The organism is Boseongicola sp. (genome assembly GCF_057460485.1).
In genome coordinates this window covers 1-3361 of the sequence record NZ_JBVCWP010000373.1, presented here as the reverse complement: position 1 = coordinate 3361, position 3361 = coordinate 1, and the positions used below count along the sequence as shown (strand labels likewise).

5 protein-coding genes are annotated in these 3361 nt (G+C 54.4%); 3 read left to right on the top strand and 2 right to left on the bottom strand.

The features are described 5' to 3' along the window. Positions 1-143 precede the first annotated feature (143 nt). Genes nthA through AC221Y_RS22245 form a run of 3 tightly spaced genes read left to right on the top strand, consistent with a single transcriptional unit; the run spans position 144 to position 1764 of the window. Positions 144-791 carry a nitrile hydratase subunit alpha gene (gene nthA / locus AC221Y_RS22255; protein ID WP_486708487.1) on the top strand — a complete coding sequence of 216 codons (648 nt, stop codon included), beginning with the start codon at positions 144-146 and terminating at the stop codon, positions 789-791. Between the two features lie 3 nt (positions 792-794). Continuing rightward, positions 795-1457, top strand: a complete 663-nt coding sequence (gene nthB / locus AC221Y_RS22250; protein WP_486708486.1) for a nitrile hydratase subunit beta — start codon at positions 795-797, stop codon at positions 1455-1457. After that, positions 1441-1764 carry a hypothetical protein gene (locus tag AC221Y_RS22245; protein ID WP_486708485.1) on the top strand — a complete coding sequence of 108 codons (324 nt, stop codon included), beginning with the start codon at positions 1441-1443 and terminating at the stop codon, positions 1762-1764. The genes nthB and AC221Y_RS22245 overlap by 17 nt, the downstream gene beginning before the upstream one ends. Positions 1765-1941: 177 nt before the next feature. Here AC221Y_RS22245 and AC221Y_RS22240 read toward each other — a convergent pair whose 3' ends face one another. Together AC221Y_RS22240 and AC221Y_RS22235 are read right to left on the bottom strand one after the other, a co-directional pair. Further along, positions 1942-2712 (bottom strand): hypothetical protein, encoded by a 771-nt coding sequence (locus AC221Y_RS22240; protein ID WP_486708484.1) that lies wholly within the window; start codon positions 2710-2712, stop codon positions 1942-1944. A 268-nt stretch (positions 2713-2980) separates the two neighbouring features. Further along, positions 2981-3361 (bottom strand): Gfo/Idh/MocA family oxidoreductase (locus AC221Y_RS22235; RefSeq protein WP_486708483.1); only part of this gene is annotated, 381 nt, incomplete at its 5' end.

The window sequence follows — 3361 nt, the reverse complement described above, 5'->3', positions numbered from 1 at the left end:
CGGCTCCCGGCCCTGAGCGGACCTTGGTGCACAGCGCAGCGAATGGCAGGTCTGAGCCCGAAGCAGTCATCTCTTGCGCAGTTATAGACAAGTCATGGGCTCGGTCGCTAGTCTTAGACCAAACATGGAAGCGAGTATCTGTCATGCCGTCATATGATCCTGAAGACGCAGCCGAAATTCACGAGCACGTTCATTCCCACATACCATCTGATCCTGCTTTGCGGGTGAAAGCGATGGAAAGTCTGCTCGTTGAAAAGGGACTTCTGACGTCTGAGGCAGTAGATGTCTGGGTTGAAACATATAGCGAAAAGGTTGGACCGAAGGTTGGTGCGGGCATCGTCGCTCGTGCATGGTGCGATCCGGATTTCAAGGCGCGTTTGCTTGATGACGGAACAGCGGCGCTCAAGGAACTTGAAGTCGACGGGTGGTTTTTGGCTCACCTCAAGGTCGTCGAGAACACCAACGCAGTTCATAATCTGGTCGTTTGCACGCTCTGCTCCTGTTACCCGCACGGTGTGTTGGGCTTGCAGCCATCATGGTACAAAAAAGAGGCGTATCGTTCGCGTGCGGTGCGTAATCCGCGCGTGGTCTTGTCAGAGTTTGGCGTGGAATTACCTGAAGATGTGCAGGTTAAGGTTTGGGACAGCACAGCCGAAGTACGATACCTTGTTTTGCCACAACGCCCGTTCGGCACCCAAGATTGGGACGAAGGTACACTTGCCACACTTGTCACACGTAACAGCATGATCGGGACTGATCGCGATCTAACGACAAAGACGAGTAGGGGCTGACCCATGGATGGAATTCATGATGTTGGTGGTCGCCAAGGCTTTGGTCCAATCGAGGTCACAGAGTCCGATCCACCCTTTCCGACAGAATGGGAGGCGCGAGCCTTCGGCATCACTATATCTGTGACGGCCGCATCGGACTACAGCGTCGACAAGTTCCGTTATACGCGCGAACAATTGCCGCCTCTGGAGTATCTGACGTCGGCCTATTTCGAACAATGGATGCGCGGAACAATGGCGATGCTAGTTGGTAGCGGCCTTGTAACGGCAAAAGAGTTGGCCACTGGACGCAGCGACGGTACCATCGCATCTGGAGTTGGATTGCCCGAGTCAGGAATGGATGCACAAGCCGCTACTATGGTGTCGGCCAGATTTGATGGTCCTTTCGATGGCCAGCCTGCGTTTGCATCTGGCGATGGTGTGCAGGTCAGCCTGAATGCCCCAAGCGGTCATACGCGCCTACCGCAATATGTGCGCGGTAGAGATGGCAGGGTGATTGCCTATCACGGTGCACATGGCGTGCCAGAGGATAATGTGAAGAACGTCAAAACCTTCGAGCCGCTTTATACTGTTGCTTTTGCCCTTGGTGATCTTTTTGAAGAGCATCAGGGATCGGCAGACGAAGTCAATGTCGAAATCTGGGAGCGGTTTCTTGCCATTGCAGAGTAAAGTGCCCGAGGGATTTGACGCGCCGTGGCAAGCCGAAGCCTACGGAATAAGTCAGGCACTGATTGAGGCAGGCCATGTTTCTGCTGATCAATGGGCCAAGGCAATGAACGGGGCACTGCGCCGAAAACTGCATGAAGAAGGACGGCCGGACAATGTCGAGACATATGTGGCGGCGGTTGTTGAGGCGCTTGGCGAAGTGACCTCAACCAATGAGATTGTTACCGTGCAAGAACTAGAGCAGCGCGCCGAGGCTTGGCGGTCTGCGTACAAGCGCACGCCCCACGGCAAGCCCGTTAAGCTTTCTTAGCATGGACCTCGACTGCAGCTTTGTCCGGCAGAGCGGTCATTGATGCTGGCCGCAGCGAACGTTCGCTCAGAGCCCAAAGCGCCCGCTCCAAAAAACATAACGCCAACGTAAGACTGTCCTAGCTGGGTACGGAACAACAGGCAATTGTCCCGCTGCGACTTAAACATACGTCAGCTGTTAGGGTAGGAAAACCTTTCGCACACGAACTGGAATATCGAGGATTGCAATGGTCTCTTGACTGCCGTCGAAGATGTCCGCGAGTTCGGGCACAGAGCTCGTCATGCTGTAATCACCAGTTATTGGTTTTCCGATCGCAGAGCTCATTACGAGATCTGTAACGCTGTCATACCGATAGATCCGGTAGAAATCGGGGTTCGTGGACGAATAGGACAACGCCTCGCTGGAACTCCAACTCCGATTACCTGTCGTATAGTTGAGCGACATGGCAAGTTCTCCGCCGGTTGCGGTCATCCTCCAAGCATCTGTGCTTTGCCGCCCACCGGCAGCAGGGCCGGCCAACGAGTTCACGCGTGTGATCTCGGCAGAGACGTTAACCTGATAAGGGTCATTCTCCGGCTCCGATGTGTAAACGCGCATTACATAAATCCGAGTGGCATCGCCTCCGTCTTCTTTTCCAAGCCCTAGGAAAATAATTGCTCTACGACTTTCTGGCGCAAGAGGTTTGCCCTCGGCATCAACCATCAACACGCCATCTACAAAAGATACCAGCAGGTTGGCCCCTTTGAGTGGCCCGTTAGGGTAAGGCATGGAAGTCCATCCCTCTGGCAACAGTTCTTGCACGGCCGTTGGGTCAGCATTTAGGCCCACTATAACCCGACTATCGACATTTGTGCCCGTGAAGGTTTCAGCGCGGGCCTTGGACCAAGGTGTCACCAAAAATAGCCCAGCCAGTAGAACGGCGACGGCCCCGAATTTGATACTATGCATCAAATAATTCCTCCCATTTCATCTCTACAGGCAGACAACGCCGACCCGTCACACAAGAGGGAGTATGAGTTAGTAGCGATACCCCCATTTTGACTTAGATCAAGGCCACAATTTAGTGCAGTGTTGCGATGATGAAGCTATGTGTCTAACGACCGCTTGGTCCGCTTAGCGGACCTCGATGCATAGCGCAGCGAACGGCAGGTCTGAGCCCATTGTGTGAATTCGTCATAGTGCCGCCAACGTCCGGTTTGCGAAACTTGTAAGGAAGCTAGCGAAGGTCGACCCACGATGCCCGATTGCGCGAAGAACGTTGGCAAGCGTCTACAAAGCGCACTCCATCCAGCCCCTCAATGATGCCAATTGTCGCAGCGGACCGGTTCTGCGTTGTGATGACGTCAGCGGCCTCTCGATAGAGTGTTGCGAAGGCTTCCAGATAACCTTCTGGATGGCCGGCTGGAATTCGCGTGACAGCGGCGGCGGCACTGTTAGCGGCTCCACCTCCGCGGGTGATCATTTGGGGGGCTTGCCCAAATTTGGTGAACCATAGAACGTTGGGGTTTTCCTGGGCCCAGCGAAGCGAACCTTTGGTGCCGTAGACAGCCAAGGTCAGGTTGTTCTCATTGCCAACCGCGACCTGACTTGCCCAGAT

What these genes read in the sequence shown, in the direction of transcription:
- nthA (WP_486708487.1), top strand. Translation starts at nt 144, where the DNA reads ATGCCGTCATATGATCCTGAAGACGCAGCCGAAATTCACGAGCACGTT.
- nthB (WP_486708486.1), top strand. Translation starts at nt 795, where the DNA reads ATGGATGGAATTCATGATGTTGGTGGTCGCCAAGGCTTTGGTCCAATC.
- AC221Y_RS22240 (WP_486708484.1), bottom strand. Translation starts at nt 2,712, where the DNA reads ATGCATAGTATCAAATTCGGGGCCGTCGCCGTTCTACTGGCTGGGCTA.